General features: G+C 71.7%; 16 protein-coding genes and 1 pseudogene. 11 read left to right on the forward strand and 6 right to left on the reverse strand.

The genetic code is table 11. The annotated features are described in order from the left end of the window. Window positions 1-19 precede the first annotated feature (19 nt). On the forward strand, window positions 20-184 hold the full coding sequence (locus BLV01_RS12830) for a DUF1328 domain-containing protein (protein WP_078996594.1): 165 nt from the start codon (window positions 20-22) through the stop codon (window positions 182-184). 101 nt (window positions 185-285) lie between these two features. Here BLV01_RS12830 and BLV01_RS12835 read toward each other — a convergent pair whose 3' ends face one another. After that, a complete protein-coding gene (locus tag BLV01_RS12835; protein WP_091799854.1) occupies window positions 286-1,227 on the reverse strand; it encodes a LysR family transcriptional regulator in 942 nt (313 codons plus the stop codon). A gap of 133 nt (window positions 1,228-1,360) precedes the next feature. Between BLV01_RS12835 and pcaD the strand changes: the two genes are divergently transcribed. From pcaD to BLV01_RS12860, 5 genes and pseudogenes are all read left to right on the forward strand, one after another. Continuing rightward, window positions 1,361-2,164: a 3-oxoadipate enol-lactonase gene (gene pcaD, locus BLV01_RS12840; protein WP_091799858.1), complete on the forward strand. Its 804-nt coding sequence runs from the start codon at window positions 1,361-1,363 to the stop codon at window positions 2,162-2,164. 82 nt (window positions 2,165-2,246) lie between these two features. Continuing rightward, window positions 2,247-2,498 carry a hypothetical protein gene (locus tag BLV01_RS12845; RefSeq protein ID WP_091799862.1) on the forward strand — a complete coding sequence of 84 codons (252 nt, stop codon included), beginning with the start codon at window positions 2,247-2,249 and terminating at the stop codon, window positions 2,496-2,498. 201 nt (window positions 2,499-2,699) lie between these two features. Continuing rightward, window positions 2,700-3,173 (forward strand): RcnB family protein, encoded by a 474-nt coding sequence (locus BLV01_RS12850; RefSeq protein WP_091799865.1) that lies wholly within the window; start codon window positions 2,700-2,702, stop codon window positions 3,171-3,173. Between the two features lie 65 nt (window positions 3,174-3,238). Next, complete coding sequence (locus BLV01_RS12855) at window positions 3,239-3,523, forward strand: hypothetical protein (RefSeq protein WP_091799868.1); 285 nt, start codon at window positions 3,239-3,241, stop codon at window positions 3,521-3,523. Between the two features lie 175 nt (window positions 3,524-3,698). Beyond that, window positions 3,699-4,976: pseudogene (locus BLV01_RS12860) on the forward strand (D-amino acid dehydrogenase); the annotation flags it as partial. Between the two features lie 102 nt (window positions 4,977-5,078). Here the strand turns inward: BLV01_RS12860 and BLV01_RS12865 are convergent. Continuing rightward, window positions 5,079-5,720, reverse strand: coding sequence for an arylesterase (locus tag BLV01_RS12865; protein ID WP_254782632.1), 642 nt, complete (start codon window positions 5,718-5,720; stop codon window positions 5,079-5,081). Between the two features lie 164 nt (window positions 5,721-5,884). Here BLV01_RS12865 and BLV01_RS12870 point away from each other — a divergent pair, with 164 nt between their 5' ends. Together BLV01_RS12870 and BLV01_RS12875 are read left to right on the forward strand one after the other, a co-directional pair. Next, window positions 5,885-6,649 (forward strand): ABC transporter ATP-binding protein, encoded by a 765-nt coding sequence (locus BLV01_RS12870; RefSeq protein WP_254782633.1) that lies wholly within the window; start codon window positions 5,885-5,887, stop codon window positions 6,647-6,649. Window position 6,650: 1 nt separating this feature from the next. Beyond that, window positions 6,651-9,155, forward strand: a complete 2,505-nt coding sequence (locus BLV01_RS12875) for an ABC transporter permease (RefSeq protein ID WP_091799879.1) — start codon at window positions 6,651-6,653, stop codon at window positions 9,153-9,155. Window positions 9,156-9,333: 178 nt separating this feature from the next. Here BLV01_RS12875 and BLV01_RS12880 read toward each other — a convergent pair whose 3' ends face one another. Both BLV01_RS12880 and BLV01_RS12885 read right to left on the reverse strand, forming a co-directional pair. Then, window positions 9,334-9,591 (reverse strand): hypothetical protein, encoded by a 258-nt coding sequence (locus BLV01_RS12880; RefSeq protein WP_091799883.1) that lies wholly within the window; start codon window positions 9,589-9,591, stop codon window positions 9,334-9,336. Window positions 9,592-9,747: 156 nt separating this feature from the next. Then, complete coding sequence (locus BLV01_RS12885) at window positions 9,748-10,524, reverse strand: hypothetical protein (protein WP_091799886.1); 777 nt, start codon at window positions 10,522-10,524, stop codon at window positions 9,748-9,750. Window positions 10,525-10,624: 100 nt separating this feature from the next. On the opposite strand from BLV01_RS12885, the gene BLV01_RS12890 reads away from it, so the two are divergent. From BLV01_RS12890 to BLV01_RS12900, 3 genes are read left to right on the forward strand one after another with little or no spacing between them, the layout of a single operon-like run. Then, window positions 10,625-11,677, forward strand: coding sequence for a class I SAM-dependent methyltransferase (locus BLV01_RS12890; protein ID WP_091799889.1), 1,053 nt, complete (start codon window positions 10,625-10,627; stop codon window positions 11,675-11,677). After that, entirely contained in the window at window positions 11,674-12,375 is a 702-nt protein-coding gene (locus tag BLV01_RS12895; RefSeq protein WP_091799892.1) for a pseudouridine synthase, read from the forward strand. The genes BLV01_RS12890 and BLV01_RS12895 overlap by 4 nt, the downstream gene beginning before the upstream one ends. A gap of 7 nt (window positions 12,376-12,382) precedes the next feature. Further along, window positions 12,383-13,084 (forward strand): HAD family hydrolase, encoded by a 702-nt coding sequence (locus BLV01_RS12900; RefSeq protein WP_256375604.1) that lies wholly within the window; start codon window positions 12,383-12,385, stop codon window positions 13,082-13,084. A 183-nt stretch (window positions 13,085-13,267) separates the two neighbouring features. On the opposite strand, the gene BLV01_RS12905 is transcribed toward BLV01_RS12900, so the two are convergent. Together BLV01_RS12905 and BLV01_RS12910 are read right to left on the reverse strand one after the other, a co-directional pair. Next, on the reverse strand, window positions 13,268-14,698 hold the full coding sequence (locus BLV01_RS12905; RefSeq protein ID WP_217633505.1) for a hypothetical protein: 1,431 nt from the start codon (window positions 14,696-14,698) through the stop codon (window positions 13,268-13,270). Between the two features lie 4 nt (window positions 14,699-14,702). Beyond that, window positions 14,703-15,563 (reverse strand): hypothetical protein, encoded by an 861-nt coding sequence (locus BLV01_RS12910; protein ID WP_139178668.1) that lies wholly within the window; start codon window positions 15,561-15,563, stop codon window positions 14,703-14,705. Between the last annotated feature and the right edge of the window lie 321 nt (window positions 15,564-15,884).

A 15,884-nucleotide genomic window follows, 5' to 3' on the forward strand; every position in this document is an offset into this window, starting at 1 on the left:
TGCAGTCAGGAGAACCCTCATGCTTCACTACGCCGTCGTGTTCTTCGTCATCGCCCTGATCGCCGCCGTGCTGGGCTTCACCGGCATCGCCGGTGCGGCCAGCAACATCGCCTGGATCCTGTTCGTGGTGTTCGTGGTGCTGGCGATCATCTCGCTGCTGCGCGGCCGCCGTCCGGCGGCATAACCCAGCCGCGCTCTTCGCAATCCGACGCGGCGCGCAGCGCCGCAAGGCCGGACCGGTTCGCCGGTCCGGCCTTCGTTTTGGGCGTCCGATCGGCGCGTCCGCTAGCGCGCGCGCTCGCCGGTCGCGGCGGCCGGCGCCGCCAGTGCGGCGCGCAACTGCGGCGCGTGCGCCTGCAGGTGATCCCAGAGCCGCGCCGCGACCGGCCCGTGCGCGCGGTCGCGGCGGCGCGCGGCGACCAGGCGTTCGCTGCGGCCGGGCAGGTGGCGCCCGGCGATGGACTGCAGCCGGCCGTCGGCGAGTTCGTCGGCGACCAGGAAATGCGGCATGTGCCCCCAGGCCAGTCCGTGCGCGATCAGGTCCTTCTTCATCAGCTGATCGGCCACCGTGCACTGCGGCGCGCCGTCGATGGTGAAGTAGTCCACCGGCGGCGAATGCCGCGCGCTGTCGCGCATCACGCACTGGGTGAGGCCGCGCAGCCGTTCGGGACGGATCGCGCGGTCGATCGGGAAGGGCAGGAAGCCCGGCGCGACCACCGGCACCATCCGCACCTCGCCCAGGGTTATGGTTTCCAGCTGCGCATCGCCGGCGTCGAGGCGGTGCACGATCAGGTCGGCGCTGTCGTCGAACAGACGCTCGCGCGGCCCGCTCACCGATTCGAAGTGCAGGTGCAGGCGCGTGTTCGGGCACTGGGCGAAGAATCGGCCGAGCACCGCCAGCGCCTGCGGGCGCGGGCACAGGTCGCCGAGGACGATATGCAGCTCGCTTTCCTCGCCCATCGCCAGTTGCTCGGCGTGGGCGCGCAGCTGCTGCAACTCGCCCAGCAGGTTTTGCGCGCGGCGGTGGAACGAACGCCCGGCCGCGGTCGGCGCGACCCGGTAGCCGCTGCGGTCCAGCAGCGCCAGCCCGAGCTGGCGTTCCAGCCGGGCGACCGCGGCGAACACCGCCGGGTGCGAGCGGTGCAGCGCCGCGGCCGCGGCCTGGAAGCCGCCGGCCCGGATCACCGCGTCGAAGCATTGCAGGTCGTGCAGGGTGAATCCGGACATGTCCGTTTTATCTACAGAGTTATTGCGATCTTTGTAATATCAATCCGGGCGCCCGGCAACCAGGATGCCGGGCATGCGGCGGCATCGTCCCGCGATGCTTGAGCCGCGATAGCGATCTTTCCTGGAGCCGCCCGTGTCCGCTTCCTTCTCCTCGCACATCCTCGCCGGCGACGGCGTCCGCATCGCCTACCGCTTCGACGGCGACCCCGGCCTGCCGGTGCTGCTGCTGTCCAACTCCATCGCCACCGACCTGCATATGTGGGACGCGCAGATTCCGGCGCTGAGCCGGCGCTTCCGGGTGCTGCGCTACGACGCGCGCGGCCACGGCGCGTCCGCGGCGCCGGCCGGCGCGTATTCGCTCGACCGGCTCGGCCGCGACGTGCTGGAACTGCTCGATGCGCTCGGCCTGGACCGCGTGCACTTCCTCGGCCTCTCGCTCGGCGGCTTCGTCGGCCAGTGGCTGGCGGTGCGCGCGCCCGAACGCATCGACCGGCTGGTGCTGAGCAACACCTCCGCCTACCTCGGCCCGGCGGCGGTGTTCGACGAACGCATCCGCGAGGCCGAAGCCGCGACCGACATGCGCGCCATCGCCGAGCGGTTCCTGCGCGACTGGTTTCCCGCGGCGATGCTCGACGCGCGCGATCCGCGGGTGGAGCCGTTTCGCGCCACGCTGCTGGCGCAAAGCGCGGCCGGCCTGGCCGGCAGCTTCGCCGCGGTGCGCGACGCCGACCTGCGCCGCACGCTCGGCCTGATCGCCGCGCCGACCTTGGTGATCGCCGGCGAATCCGACCCGGTGACCTTGCCCGAACACGGCCGCGCCATCGCCGCCGCGGTGCCCGGCGCGCGCTGGCTCGCGTTGCCGGCGGTGCATATGGCCAACATCGAAAACCCCGATGCGTTCGAGCCGGCGGTGCTCGACTTCCTGTCGGCGGCGTGAGCGGTCGGTTGCGCGACCGCCGGCGCGGTCGCGTCGCCGGCTTTGGAGTATCTTCGGCCGGTCCTTCCGCCCCAACGCCCCCATGAGCGACCGCGAACGCCGCAAGCTCGATGCCGAACTGGTGAACCCGGCGGGCCTGCGCGCCGGGCTCAACCGCGCCCAGCTCGATGCCTTGGCGACGCTGGAGCAACTCGGCTGGACCTTGCGTTTCGTGCGCCGGCCGATGTTCCTGGATCCGATTCCGGTGGTGTTCCAGCGCGACGGCGAGCGCTTCGTGGTGGTCGAGTCCGACGGCTCGTTGAACGAAAACCCGAGCTTCCGCATCCGCCAGTGACGGCGGCGCTGAACGCCGGCCCAGCGCCGCGAAGCGCTTACGCAAACGATACCCGCGCTTCGCGCGCGGCTTACGATTGAAATTCTTTAATCCTCCCGCCAGCACCACGACAGCCCGGCGGACTGAGGATCACAGGCACGCGTCCGGCAGCCGCGATCGTCGCTGACATCCCGTCAGCTCTCCTCAGAAGGAGTCCGGATCATGTTCGCCTTGTCCTGCGATTCTCCGCGCTGTCGCCGCCGTCTCGCCGTTGTGGCGCTGGCGCTGGTCTTGCCTGCTCTGGCGCTGTCCGCCGGCGCGTTCGAACGCCGCGGCGGCGCGTTCGAGCCCCAGCGCGCGCCGCACGGCTACCAGCGCATGGAGCCGCCGCGCGGCGTCGAGGCGCGGCCGCGCCAGTTCGATCGCGGCTACTTCGCCCACAATTTCCAGGCCCGGCGCGGTTACCGCATCGGGCCGTGGCGCGCGCCGCCGGGCTTCGCCTACCGGCGCTGGGGCTACGGCGAATTCCTGCCGCGCGCGTACTGGGCGCCGGAATTCGTGCTCGCCGATTTCTGGCTGTTCGGTCTGGACATTCCGCCGGTCGGCTACGAATGGGTGCGCTACGGGCCCGATGCCTTGCTGATCGATCTGCGCAGCGGCGAAGTGGTGCAGAGCGTCTACGACAATTTCCTGTGAGCGCGCGCCGGAGCCGCGGCTGCGGCGCCGCCGCGTGGCGATTTCCCCGCAATGGAGCCGTTCCGATGAATCCTCGTATCGCTGTCGTCGCGGCGGTCGCCGCGTTCGCGCTGTCCTGCCTGCCGGTCTGGGCCGCTGCGCCCAAGCCGGCGCCGCCGTCGGCCGCCACGGCCTTGCCGAGCTACGAATCGCTCGACGGCAACGGCGACGGGGTAGTGACCCTGCCCGAGGTGACGGTGCGCGCGCCGGAGCTGGCCAAGCGCATCGTGCATTGCGATGGCGACCGCGACCGCCGGCTCAGCCGCAAGGAATACGCGGCGTGCAAGCCGGCGCCGGCGCACGCGGGCTGAGGCGCCGCGCTGCGCACCGGCGCACAGTTCGCGCCGGCGCGTCGGCGCATGCGTGCGCGATGCGGGTTTCCGCCGTATTCCTGCGGCCGCGGTGCGGTGGTAGCCTGCCGGCTCGGCGCTCGCCGGCGCCGGTTTCGGGCCCGCACGGGCCGCGTATCGGCAGGCCCGCGCGGCGGCGGGCATTCGGGAGTCGCGCATCAAAGTCCTCGTCCTCGGCAGCGGCGTGATCGGCACCGCCGCGGCCTACTACCTCGCCCAGGCCGGCCACGAAGTCGAAGTGATCGACCGCCGGCGCGCGCCGGCGATGGAGACCAGCTACGCCAACGCCGGCGAGGTCTCGCCGGGCTATTCGGCGCCGTGGGCCGGGCCGGGCGTGCCGCTGAAGGCGATCAAATGGCTGGCGATGCGGCACCGCCCGCTGGTGATCCGGCCCGCGCTGGATCCCGCGCTGTGGCGCTGGTGCCTGGCGATGCTGCGCAACTGCACCCACGCGCGCTATCGGATCAACAAGGGCCGGATGGTGCGGCTGGCCGAATACAGCCGCGACTGCCTGCGCGAGCTGCGCGCCGACACTGGCATCGACTACGACGCGCGCGAGCTGGGCACGCTGCAGCTGTTCCGGAGCCAGCGCCAGCTCGACGACGCCGGCAAGGACATCCAGATCCTGCGCGAGTCCGGTGTGGCCTACCAATTGCTCGACCGCGACGGCTGTATCGCGCACGAGCCGGCGCTGGCGCGGGTGCGCGAGCGGTTCGCCGGCGGCCTGCGCCTGCCCGGCGACGAAACCGGCGACTGCTTCAAGTTCAGCCAGAATCTCGCCGCGCTGGCGCAGGCGGCGGGCGCGCGCTTCCGCTTCGACACCCAGCTCACCGGCGTGGAAGCCGAAGGCGGGCGCTGGCGCCGCGTGCGCACCGACGCCGGCACGCTGGAGGCCGACGCCTGCGTGCTCGCGCTCGGCAGTTATTCGCCGCGCTGGCTGGCGCCGCTGGGGCTGCGCATCCCGGTCTATCCGGTGAAGGGCTATTCGCTGACCCTGCCCATCGTCGATGCCGCCTGCGCGCCGGAATCGACGGTGATGGACGAGACCCACAAGGTCGCGGTGACCCGCCTGGGCGACCGCATCCGCGTCGGCGGCACCGCCGAGCTGGCCGGCTACGACCTGCGCCTGCACGAAGCGCGGCGGCGCACCCTGGCGCACGTGGTCGGCGACCTGTTCCCGGGCGGCGGCGACGGCGCGCGCGCCGAATTCTGGTGCGGCCTGCGGCCGATGACGCCCGACGGCACGCCGCTGCTCGGCGCCACCGCGGTGCGCGGCCTGTACCTGGCCACCGGCCACGGCACGTTGGGCTGGACCATGGCGGCCGGCACCGGGCGGGTGCTGGCCGACCTGATCTCGGGCCGCGCGCCGCAGATCGACCTGGAAGGGTTGGGCATCGAGCGCTACGCGCGCTGAGGCGCGCGTAGCCGGCTTCGCGGACGTCGCGGCCGATATCGCGCCAGCTATTCGACGTCATGCCCGCGAACGCCGCAATCCATGCGCGGCTGCGCTACTCGCTCACTTCAGCATCGGCCCCAGCTTGGTCCACACGTGATCGCGCAGCTTCGGCTGCGCCGCCGCGGTCGGGTGCAGGTTGTCGTTCTGGAAGTTGTTGCGGTCGGCCGCGACCGGTTCGAGCAGGAACGGCAGCAGCGGCGCCGAATGTGTCTGCGCCAGTTCGCGGTAGTTGCGCTCGAAGCCTTCGGTGTACTCGCGGCCCAGGTTCGGCGGCATGCGCATGCCGATCAGCAGCACCTGCGCCTTGGCCGCCTGCGCGGCCTGGATCATGCGCTCCAGGTTGGCCCGGCTCTGCGCCAGCGGCAGGCCGCGCAGGCCGTCGTTGGAGCCCAGCTCGATCACCACCACCGCCGGCCGGTTGCGCTGCAGTTCGCCGGCGATGCGCGCGGCGCCGCCGGCGGTGGTCTCGCCGCTGATGCTGGCGTTGACCACCCGCCAGCCCGGCTTGGCCTGGGCGATGCGCTGCGCGGTCAGCGCCACCCAGCCCTGCGGCGCGGCCAGGCCGTAGCCGGCCGACAGCGAGTCGCCCATGAACAGCACCGTGCGCTGGGCCTTGGCCGCGGGCGCCGCAGGCGCGGGTTTCGCGGCCGATGCGGGCTGCGCGGCCGCCGGCGCGGCGGCGAACGCGGCGGCGGCGAGCACGCCCGCCGCCAGGGCAGGACCGATGGCCCATTGAAGCCGGCGCCGCGGCCCCGCATATCCTTCGTTCGCGGCGCGCGCACCAAGGGCGCGCGGCGCGCCGAAACTCTTAAAGATCATTTAATAACGTCTCCCGAAGATGCGGCGAGGCAAGCAGAAGGACGATCATGGCAGTTTCCGACCTGGCCGCACCGATCATGGCCGATGGCCTCGCGCAAAACGATGAACGAGCGCAGACCGGGCGGTCGCCCGATCCGCTGCGTCCGATCACCCTGGACGTGCGCGGGCTCGGCAAGCGCGTGAGCCTGCCGTCCGGCGAACTCAGCATCCTCGATGGGGTCGGTTTCGCCATCGCCAAGGGCGACACGGTCGCGATCGTGGGCGCGTCCGGCTCCGGCAAGAGCACGCTGCTGTCGCTGCTGGCGGGCCTGGATTCGCCCAGCGCCGGCACCGTCACGCTCGACGGCGAGACCATTTCCGCGCTCGACGAGGACGGCCGCGCCCGGGTGCGCGGCGAGAAGGTCGGCTTCGTGTTCCAGAGCTTCCAGCTGCTGCCGTCGCTGACCGCGCTGGAGAACGTGATGCTGCCGCTGGAGCTGCGCGGCGACCGCGACGCGCAGGCGCCGGCGCGCGCGATCCTGGACAAGGTCGGCCTCGGCCAGCGCCTGGACCACTATCCGCGCCAGCTCTCCGGCGGCGAGCAGCAGCGCGTGGCGCTGGCGCGCGCGTTCGTGACCCGGCCCTCGCTGCTGTTCGCCGACGAGCCCACCGGCAACCTCGACACCCACACCGGCCAGGCGATCATCGAACTGCTGTTCCAGCTCAACGCCGACGCCGGCACCACCTTGATCCTGGTGACCCACGACGATCATCTGGCCGAACGCTGCCACCGCCGCATCCGCCTGGACAGCGGCCGCCTGGTGCAGGCCTGACATGGGCCGCACGATCGCGATGGCGTGGCGCCAGCTGCGCCGCGACCTCAAGGCCGGCGATGTGCGCATCCTGCTCGCCGCGCTGGTGCTGGCGGTGCTGGCGGTGACCGCGGTCGGCTTCGTCACCGACCGCGCCGAGCGCGCGCTGGCGATCGAGGCCAACCGCCTGCTCGGCGGCGACGCGGTGGTGCGCGCCGACCAACCCATCGCCGGCAAGCTGCGCGCAGCCGCCAACGCGCCGGAACTGCGCCGCGCCGAGGCGACCGAACTGCAGACCATGATCCGGGTCGGCGAGCGCCTGCAGCTCGGCGACCTGCGCGCGCTCGGCGCGGGCTTCCCGCTGCGCGGCGCGTTCCGCATCGCGCAGCGCGCCGGCGGCGCCGAGCGCGACGCGCCCGGCGTGCCCGCGCCGGGCACGGTGTGGATGAGCCAGGCCGGCGCCGACACCCTGGGCGCCCGGATTGGCCAGGAGATCGCCATCGGCGACGCGCGCCTGCGCCTGGCCGCGCTGGTGACCCAGGAGCCCGACGCGTCGCTGGACTACTTCAACATCGCGCCGAAGGTGTTCCTCAACCTGTCCGACCTGCCGGGAACGGGCCTGATCCAGCCCGGCAGCCGCATACGTTATCGCCTGGTCGTGGCCGGCCCGGCCGCGGCGGTGGAGCGTTTCGTCGCCGCGGCCAAGCCCGCGCTCGGCCGCGGCCAGCGCCTGGAGACCATCGCCGACGCGCGCCCGGAAGTGCGCTCCGCGCTCGACCGCGCCGGCCGCTTCCTCGGCCTGGCCGCGCTGGTCTCGGTGGTGCTGGCGGCGGTGGCGGTGGCGATGGCCGCGCGCCGCCACAGCGAGCGCCACCTGTCCGGCACCGCGGTGATGCGCTGCCTCGGCGCCAGCCAGCGCACCCTGGTCGGCATCCATGTCGGCGAGATGGTGCTGCTGGGCCTGCTCGCCAGCGCGATCGGGGTGACGCTCGCGTTCGGCCTGCAATGGGCGATCGGCGGCTGGCTGGAGCAGTCGCTGAAGATGTCGATCCCGCCGGCCGGCCTGCTGCCGGCGCTGCAGGGCTTCGCCGTCGGCCTGGTGGTGCTGCTGGCGTTCGGCGCACCGCCGGTGCTGGCGTTGCGGCGGGTGCCGGCGCTGCGGGTGCTGCGCCGCGATCTCGACGCGACCGAGCCCAGCGCGTGGCTGGTCGCGCTCGCCGGCCTCGGCGGGCTGGCCGCGCTGCTGTGGTGGAAGGCCGGCTCGCTGCTGCTCGGCGCGTACATGCTCGGCGGGATCATCGCCACCTTCGCGGTGCTGGCGCTGTTGGCGCTGGGTCTGATCGTCGCGGTGCGGCGCCTGCGCTCGCGCCTGCGCGGCGCGCTGCGCTACGGCCTGGCCAACGTCAGCCGCCGCGCCGGCGCCAGCATCGCCCAGGTCTCGGCGCTGGGCCTGGGCCTGATGGCGCTGCTGCTGCTGACCTTCGTGCGCACCGATCTGCTCGACCGCTGGCAACTGGCGCTGGCGGCCGACGCGCCGAACCGCTTCATCATCAACGTGCAGCAGGACCAGATGGCCGATGTGCGCCGCTTCATCGGCGAACAGGGCATCGGCGAACCGACCCTGTTCCCGATGATCCGCGCGCGCCTGGTCAGCCACAACGGCCAGGCGGTGACCGGCGACAGCTACGCCGCGCGCGGCGACCGCGCCAAGCAACTGGCCGAGCGCGAGTTCAACCTGTCGGTGGCCGATACGCTGCGCGACGACAACAAGATCGTCGACGGCGCGTTCTGGGCGCCGCGCAAGCTGGCGCAGCCGGAGGTGTCGGTCGAGGAAGGTTTCGCCGAAACCCTGGGCTGGAAGGTCGGCGACCGCATCGGCTTCGACATCGCCGGGCAGCCGTACGAGGCCAGGATCGGCAGCCTGCGCAAGGTCGATTGGGAAAGCTTCCGGCCGAACTTCTTCGTGATCGGCTCGCCCGGCTCGATGGACGGCTACGCCGCCAGCTACATCACCGCGATCAGCGTGCCGGCACAGGACACCCGCTTCACCTCGCAGTTGGTCGAGCGCTTTCCCAACCTGTCGGTGATCGATGTCGAGCAGGTGCTCAAGCAAGTGCGCAGCACCGCCGACCAGGTCTCGACCGTGGTCGAGGTGGTGTTCTATTTCTCGCTGTTCGCGGGCCTGCTGGTGCTGATGGCGGCGGTCAGCGCGAGCCAGGACGAGCGCCTGCTCGAAGGCGGGGTGATGCGCGTGCTCGGCGGCAGCCGTTGGCAGTTGCGGCTGGCGCAGGCCTCGGAGTTCGCGGCGATCGGGCTGTTGTCGGGGCTGGTCGCGGCGATCGCGGCCTCGGCGCTGGCCGGCGTGGTCGCGGTGAAGGTGTTCGACCTGCCGTGGGAGTTCGACTGGCGCATGGCCGCGGCCGGCGGCGCGGCGGGCATGCTGGCGGCGTTGGCGGCGGGGATGTTCGCGACCCGGCGGGTGCTGGATGCGCCGCCTTCGGTGACGTTGCGCGAGCTGCAGAACTGAGGCTGCGCGTTGTCCTGATCCGCCCGCTGCCTTCGCACGGGCAAGCGCTTCGCGGCGCCCTGGATTAAAGCATTCGCGGGCAGGCCCTTCTCCCGCAAACGGGAGAAGGGCCGCGATCAACGCTTGGCTTTTGAAGCCCCTCTCCCCGTGCGGGAGAGGGACTGGGGTGAGGGCCGCCTCACACGCTCAACTGCGGTTCCGCCTCGAACCTGCGCGCATAGCCGCGCTCATCGGCCACCCGCTCGATTTCGCCGTCGGCCAGTTCCGGCGCCGCGTACACCGCGTAGACCACGTCGCCTTCGCGCAATCCCACGTGGTGCAAGCGATAGCGCGCCTTGCCGCTGCCGGTGTCCGGCGGATAGTGGCGCGGCGCGGTGCCGCCTTCCAGATCGAGTTCGCTGTTGTCGACGGTGCCGCCGACGAAGAGGGCTCGCATTGCGCGACGCTCCTGTGCTGGACGAGGTTTCATCCTCGCGGCGGCGGCGTTGGCGCAGGATGAAGCGGATGTTGCCGCGATGCGAAATGCGCGAGGCCCTTCAGGCCCGATGCTCGTGTTTCAGGTCGCGGCGATCCGAGACACGAGCATCCAAACTCACTCGCCCGGCGAGAGATGCCCCGAGAACACCCGGTGCTTCGGATGCAGCCGCAGCCACGCGGTCTGCGCGAGCAACGCGGCCGCGATGGCGACCGCGGTCCACGCCGCCACCGTCGCTCCGGGCAGGGCCGATTCGGATTGCTTCGCATACACCGCGGCCAGGCCCCACAGCGCCGCCAGCACGTAGCCGGCGCTGCCGCGCAGGCGCGCGTTCAAGGCCAGCAGCACCAGCGCCGCGGCGGCGAACAGGGCCAGGCTCCACGGCAGCATGGCGTCCACCGGCGCCAGCCGGTAGGCCACGATCACCTGCGCGGTGTTCAGGAACGCCGCCAGCGACAGCCAGCCGGCGTGCAGCGACATCGCGAACTTCGCCCACAGCGCCTGTCCGGGCAGCGGGGTGGGATCGCGCGCCAGTACCGCCGCGGCCCAGGCCAGGCAGGCCAGGGCCAGCCAGATCGTCGCCAGCGCCAGCCAGAACCATTGCTGCGAGAACAGCGGCATCCACAGCGCGGTCAGGGTGAAGCCGGCCGCGGCGGCGGGGCGCACCCGCTGCAAGGTGTCGTCCTCGCGCCGGCGCGACCCCAGTTGCCAGACGGCGAAGGCCAGATCGAGCAGGAAAATCAGGCCCCAGATCGCGAAGGCGTAGCCGGCGGCGACCAGCAAAGTGGGGTAACGGTCGGAGATTTCGCCGTTGTCGGGGCCGAAATAGCCCTGTTGCGAGAACCAGGCCACCGCCGGCATCAATGCGGCCGCGACCAGCACGGGCAGGCGCACGGTGGGCGCTCCTTGCGTCGATTGCGATGGCCACACCCTAACCCGCAGCCGCGTAAAATCGGCGCGATGAACCTTTTCGCCCAACTGGCCAGTGCCCGCCATGCGCGTTGACCGCTCCGACGACGCGCTCGACACCCTGTTCCAACCCATCGCCGACGGCGTGCTGGCCTGGCCCGGCGAGGCCTTGTTCCTGCGCGCGCGCGACGGCGTCGGCCTGCGCCGGGCGCCGCGCCCGGGGCTGCTGTGCGAGCAGGACTTCAAACCCGCCGCCGACGCGCTGGAGCGCGGCGGCCTGGACGTGGTCGACCTGGAAACGTTGGACCCGCAGCGCCGGTTCCCGCTGGTGCTGGTGCTGCCGCCGCGCCAGCGCGAGGAGGCGCGCGCGCTGTTCGCCCAGGCCGTGGCGCGCTGCGCGCCGGGCGGGCGGGTGCTGGCGTGCCTGCGCAACGACGAGGGCGCGCCCTCGGGCGAGGACGACCTGGCCAAGCTGGCCGGCAAGGTCGGCAGCCTGTCCAAGCGCAAATGCCGCGCGTTCTGGACCGCGCCGCTGCAGGGCCCGGCCGATCCCGCGCTGCTGCGCGCCTGGTCGGCGCTGGACGCGCCGCGCGCGATCCTCGACGGCCGTTTCCTGAGCCGTCCCGGCGTGTTCGCCTGGGACCGGATCGACCCGGCCTCGGCCCTGCTCGCCGCGCACCTGCCGGCCGACCTGGCCGGCCGCGCCGCCGACCTGGGCGCCGGCTACGGCTATCTGTCGGCCGATCTGCTGGCGCGCTGCCCGCGCATCGTCTCGCTCGACCTGTACGAAGCGCAGGCGCGCGCGCTCGCGCTGGCGCGCCACAACCTGGACGGCGCGCGGGTGCCGGTGGAAAGCTTCTGGCACGACGTCACCGCCGGCCTGCCGCGCCGCTACGACGTCATCGTCAGCAACCCGCCGTTCCACGCCCAGGGCCGCGAGGAGCGCCCGGACATCGGCCGCCGCTTCATCCAGGTGGCGGCGCAATCGCTCGAGCGCGGCGGCCGCCTGTGGCTGGTCGCCAACCGCCATCTGCCGTACGAACAGGCGCTGGACGAGCACTTCGGCGAAGTCCGCACCGTCGCCCAGGACGGCGGCTTCAAGGTGGTGGAGGCGCGCGGCGCGCGGGGGCGGGCATGAAACTGGTCAAGCTGATCGCCAACCTCGGCTACGGCAGCCGCAAGGACGTGGCGGCGATGTTCCGCCAGGGCCGCGTCGCCGATCCCGACGGCGAAGTGCTGTACGCCGACGACCAGGTCGAACACGCCGCGATCCGCATCGACGGCGAGCCGCTGGACCCGCCGGCCGGGCTGGCGCTGATGCTGCACAAGCCGGTCGGCTACACCTGCTCGACCAAGGACCCGGGCCGGGTCGTCTACGACTTGCTGCCGCCGCGCTTCCGCCTGCGTTCGCCGTTGCTGTCGCCGGTCGGCCGGCTCGACCGCGACACCAGCGGCCTGCTGCTGCTGACCGACGACGGCGCGCTGCTGCACCGGATCGTTTCGCCGAAGGCCAAGCTCGGCAAGGTCTATGAAGCTATCTTGGCTCAGGACCTGCGCGGCGACGAGGCGGCGGTGTTCGCCAGCGGCGAGTTGATGCTGGAGTCGGAGAAGACTCCGCTGGCGCCGGCGGTCATGGAAACGCTGGAACCGCGGCGGGTGCGGCTGACCCTGACCGAAGGCCGCTACCACCAGGTGCGGCGCATGTTCGCCGCGGTCGGCAACCACGTGGTCGCGCTGCACCGCGCGCGCATCGGCGGTTTGTCGCTGCAGGATTTGCCGGGCGGGCAATGGCGCACGCTCGATTCCACCCATCTCGAGACCCTGTTCCGTGGCTGAAACCTCCGTGGCTGAGACGTCCGCAGCGCTGGATTTCGTTCCCGACGCCGTGCTGTTCGACATGGACGGCCTGATGCTCGACAGCGAGCAGGCGATGCTGGAGACCTGGCGCGAAGCCGCCGCGGCCGAGCGCTTGGTCGCGCAGGACGCGGTGTGGCTGGCGATGGTCGGCATGCACGACCGCGCCAGCCTCGCCCACCTCAGCGGGCATTTCGGCGCCGACGCCGCGGCGCGCTTGCGCGACACCAGCTATCGGCTCTACGACGAACGCGTCGCCGCCGGCCTGCCGCGCAAGCGCGGCCTGCTGGAACTGCTCGACCTGCTCGACGCGCACCGCGTGCCCAAGGCGGTCGCGACCTCGACCCAGCGCCCGCGCGCGCTGGCCAAGCTGGCCGCGAGCGGATTGATCGAGCGCTTCGCCGTCGTCGTCGCCGGCAGCGACGTCGAGCATCCCAAGCCGGCGCCGGACATCTACCTGCTGGCCGCGCGCGAACTCGGCGTCGACGTGCGCCGCTGCGTGGTGCTGGAAGACTCCGAACCCGGCGTGCGCGCCGCGCTGGCGGCCGGGGCGACGCCGATCCAGGTGCCCGACCTGGTCGCGCCGGGCGCGGAACTGCGCGCGTTCGGCCACCGCATCGTGGCCTCGCTGGAACAGGCGCGCGGATTGCTGGAGCGGGTGCTGGCGCCGGGCGCAGCCCGGGCCGGCTGAGCGGCCGCACGCGCCACGGCTCCACGTATCGCTGAGCCGCCGCGCCGGCGTGCGTGCGACCTGGGCCTACTGAGGGCGGGCCATTTCGAGCTGTCGGTCGAGCGTCGTTCCAGGGCTCTGGACACCGTCGCGCTGCCGACGGGGCGGTCTCTGCGCAAGCGTGAGGACGCGGCCGCGCCCTATCTAGAGCGTCATCCTGGCGCCGGTCGGGCCTTCCGGGTCTTGAGTCGGGGCCTGGGCCTGCTGCCGGGCCTGTTGTTGGTTGAGTCGCTCGACCCGTTCCAGGCTCGTTTCCGCAGGCACTTGGGCGGCGTTGCCGGCGTCGATCGCCAGGTGGTGGTGCGGCCCGGCCGGCCCGTGCGGGGAGGCAAACCCGATGAGGTTCGTGCCCCCGTCCGCCGCCTTGCCGATCGCGACCCCGGTGAGGTTGGCCCCGACGATCGGGTCCGCCTTTACGGCCGCCAGGCCGGCCGCGGCGAGGTTGCGGGACTCGGCTTCGCTCCAACGTCCGTCCGCCTTGATCGCGCCGTGGAACATCTCGAATCCCCGGTGGTCCGGGTGGCCGGGGCTGTCCGCGCGAAACGCGGGACACGCGGCTGGGGCGTCGACGTCCACGTCCTTGGGGGGCGGGTTGGAGGGGCCTGTGCTCGTATCGCGCACGGTCTTCCACTCGAGCTTGCCGTCGCTGGTGTCGGTGAAGCTGAAGCGCTTACCGGGGCTTCCCAGGTCCACTCCGTTGCGTTCGATCTGCGCCAGGTCGAGCTTCAGGCGTTTCAGGTCGAGCCGGACCTCCGGCACCGCTTGCGTCGTTCCCTTCGCCGCTTCGGCGTGTGCCGCAGCGATGGTCGACAGCACGGACGGCCCGTAGTAGTTGCGGTAGTTCGAGTCCCCGCTCCGCCCGAGGGTCGCGCCCCGGTCGTAGTGGCAGGCCGCCACCGCTTCAACGGCCGGGCTGTTGAAGCGGTTGCCTGTGAGCTGGTATCCGCGGGGCCCGAGTCGGATCCCGGGGGCCAGCTTGGCCTCCAGGCTGTCTTCGTTGGTGTCGACGCACTTCGTGGACGCGTCAACGCGTTGAAGGAAGCTCTCTTGGGTATAGCCGCCCGGCTGGGTAGAAGCCACCCGGCTCGCGACAGCATTCATGCCGATCAACTCGGACAGCGCTTCGTCGCCGCGAGTGAAGTTCAAGTAGCGCTTGGCGTCGGCGGTCACGTCGACATACGACGCGTTGCCCACGCCTTCGGTGAGCCTGATTTCGATCGCGTTGGACAGCCGGCCGATCTCTTCTGTGCGCTGCTTGGCTGTGAGCGCGTGCCCCGTTTCGTGACCCAGCGTGTTGGTGATGTTGTCCAGACGGGCCTGCGCGTTGACGGTTTTATCGGTGAAGCTGCCCACGCTGATGAAAACGGTGCCGGTCGCGCTGTCGTAGTGGCCGCTCTCGTGTTTTCCCTGGGTCACGCCGATGCGCTTGAGGGCCTTCTGGTTCGCCGCGTCGACCATCACGCTGGCGAGGTAGGGCGAGGTCAGGATTGCCGCCTCGACGTCCCGGGCTGCGCCGGGCGGAATGTTCTTTTGGCTGGCGAGTTCGTCGACCAATGCGCGCAGTTGCGACGGCATCGGCTCAGCCATGGTCGACCTCGGCGTCGTCGGCGTCGATCTCAACGGCCATCACGCAAGGGCGCCCCTTCGGATCGGAACCGTCGAGCGCTCGGTAGAGGGTCACGACCAGGTAAAAGGTGATGTTGTTCGCCGGGACGTCCTTGCGAAACGACCAAAACTCCTTGAGGTGCGGCGCGCTTTTCGAGCGCGCGTAGCCCATCGCGGCGATCTCGTCGCTGAAGGGGCCGAAGTCGAAACTGCACGTGGACAACGCGTTCTCGGGCTTGCGGGGGTCGCCCTTCCAACCCGCAGGCACCCAGCGGATTTCCACGTGCTGCCCCGGTGTGCCCGAATACAAGGCATTGACCCTGACGCCATAGCGAACCCCGTCCACCAGCGGCCCAGCGACCCGCTGGCGCTCGGCGTCCTTGGGGTCCGGGCCCAAGGGGGTTCCCAGCACCTGCGCGACGTGGGCTGCCTCGGTGTCGCGAGCGGTCTTCAGCCCCGCAATGAGCTTCAGCACCCGCGCCCGCAGCTCTTGGGTCGACAGGGCGGGTCCCTGAGGCAGGGGTAGGGGCGTCGATGGGGCCGGGTTGGCCTTCGGCGGCGGAGTAACGCTCTCGGCGTAAGCCGCGGCGCGATCAGCGGCGGCTGCCGCCGCATCGGCGGGGTTGTCGGTGGGGGCGGTGGCGTCTGGTGGGACGGAGGTGGGCGCCGTCATGGCGGGCTGCTCCTGGCGGGACGCGGCGACGGGGTCGGCCGCTGGCTGGGCGCACGCCGCCACGCCAGCCAAGGCAAGCGCCAAGAGGTACCCGCGGCCGCGCGGGCGGGATTTGGGGCGGTCAGGGCCGTCCGCGGGGCGGATGGCGGCATTGCGTGTCATCGGGTCCATCCTTCGCCGCGTCCATCGCCGGGTGCCCGGCGAGGCCAACGATGCGCAGCTTTGGGTTGTGCAGCAAGGCCCATTTTGAGGAGGCGGTCAAGCGGGCAACGCGATGCGGGACGCAGATCGAAAGGCCCATTCGAGACGTGTACTCGCCAGGCACGCGGAGTGTACCTGCCCCCTGTCTGGCCAAGCCCAAGGGTCAAGACCGAGTCCGGATCGCGCGAGGGTTCCGGCGATGTAGCCGATCAAGGTCGCGCCCGGCGACAGCGAAGTTGCGGCTGCGAAAATCCTCGAAGAGCGACTTCGGTGGCGGGCGCC

It is taken from the genome of Lysobacter sp. yr284, assembly GCF_900107375.1.
In the GTDB taxonomy this organism is placed as follows: domain Bacteria; phylum Pseudomonadota; class Gammaproteobacteria; order Xanthomonadales; family Xanthomonadaceae; genus Lysobacter.

What these genes read in the sequence shown, in the direction of transcription:
- BLV01_RS12830 (WP_078996594.1), top strand. Translation starts at nt 20, where the DNA reads ATGCTTCACTACGCCGTCGTGTTCTTCGTCATCGCCCTGATCGCCGCC.
- BLV01_RS12835 (WP_091799854.1), bottom strand. Translation starts at nt 1,227, where the DNA reads ATGTCCGGATTCACCCTGCACGACCTGCAATGCTTCGACGCGGTGATC.
- BLV01_RS12845 (WP_091799862.1), top strand. Translation starts at nt 2,247, where the DNA reads ATGAGCGACCGCGAACGCCGCAAGCTCGATGCCGAACTGGTGAACCCG.
- BLV01_RS12850 (WP_091799865.1), top strand. Translation starts at nt 2,700, where the DNA reads ATGTTCGCCTTGTCCTGCGATTCTCCGCGCTGTCGCCGCCGTCTCGCC.
- BLV01_RS12855 (WP_091799868.1), top strand. Translation starts at nt 3,239, where the DNA reads ATGAATCCTCGTATCGCTGTCGTCGCGGCGGTCGCCGCGTTCGCGCTG.
- BLV01_RS12870 (WP_254782633.1), top strand. Translation starts at nt 5,885, where the DNA reads ATGGCAGTTTCCGACCTGGCCGCACCGATCATGGCCGATGGCCTCGCG.
- BLV01_RS12875 (WP_091799879.1), top strand. Translation starts at nt 6,651, where the DNA reads ATGGGCCGCACGATCGCGATGGCGTGGCGCCAGCTGCGCCGCGACCTC.
- BLV01_RS12880 (WP_091799883.1), bottom strand. Translation starts at nt 9,591, where the DNA reads ATGCGAGCCCTCTTCGTCGGCGGCACCGTCGACAACAGCGAACTCGAT.
- BLV01_RS12890 (WP_091799889.1), top strand. Translation starts at nt 10,625, where the DNA reads ATGCGCGTTGACCGCTCCGACGACGCGCTCGACACCCTGTTCCAACCC.
- BLV01_RS12895 (WP_091799892.1), top strand. Translation starts at nt 11,674, where the DNA reads ATGAAACTGGTCAAGCTGATCGCCAACCTCGGCTACGGCAGCCGCAAG.
- BLV01_RS12905 (WP_217633505.1), bottom strand. Translation starts at nt 14,698, where the DNA reads ATGCCGTCGCAACTGCGCGCATTGGTCGACGAACTCGCCAGCCAAAAG.
- BLV01_RS12910 (WP_139178668.1), bottom strand. Translation starts at nt 15,563, where the DNA reads ATGACACGCAATGCCGCCATCCGCCCCGCGGACGGCCCTGACCGCCCC.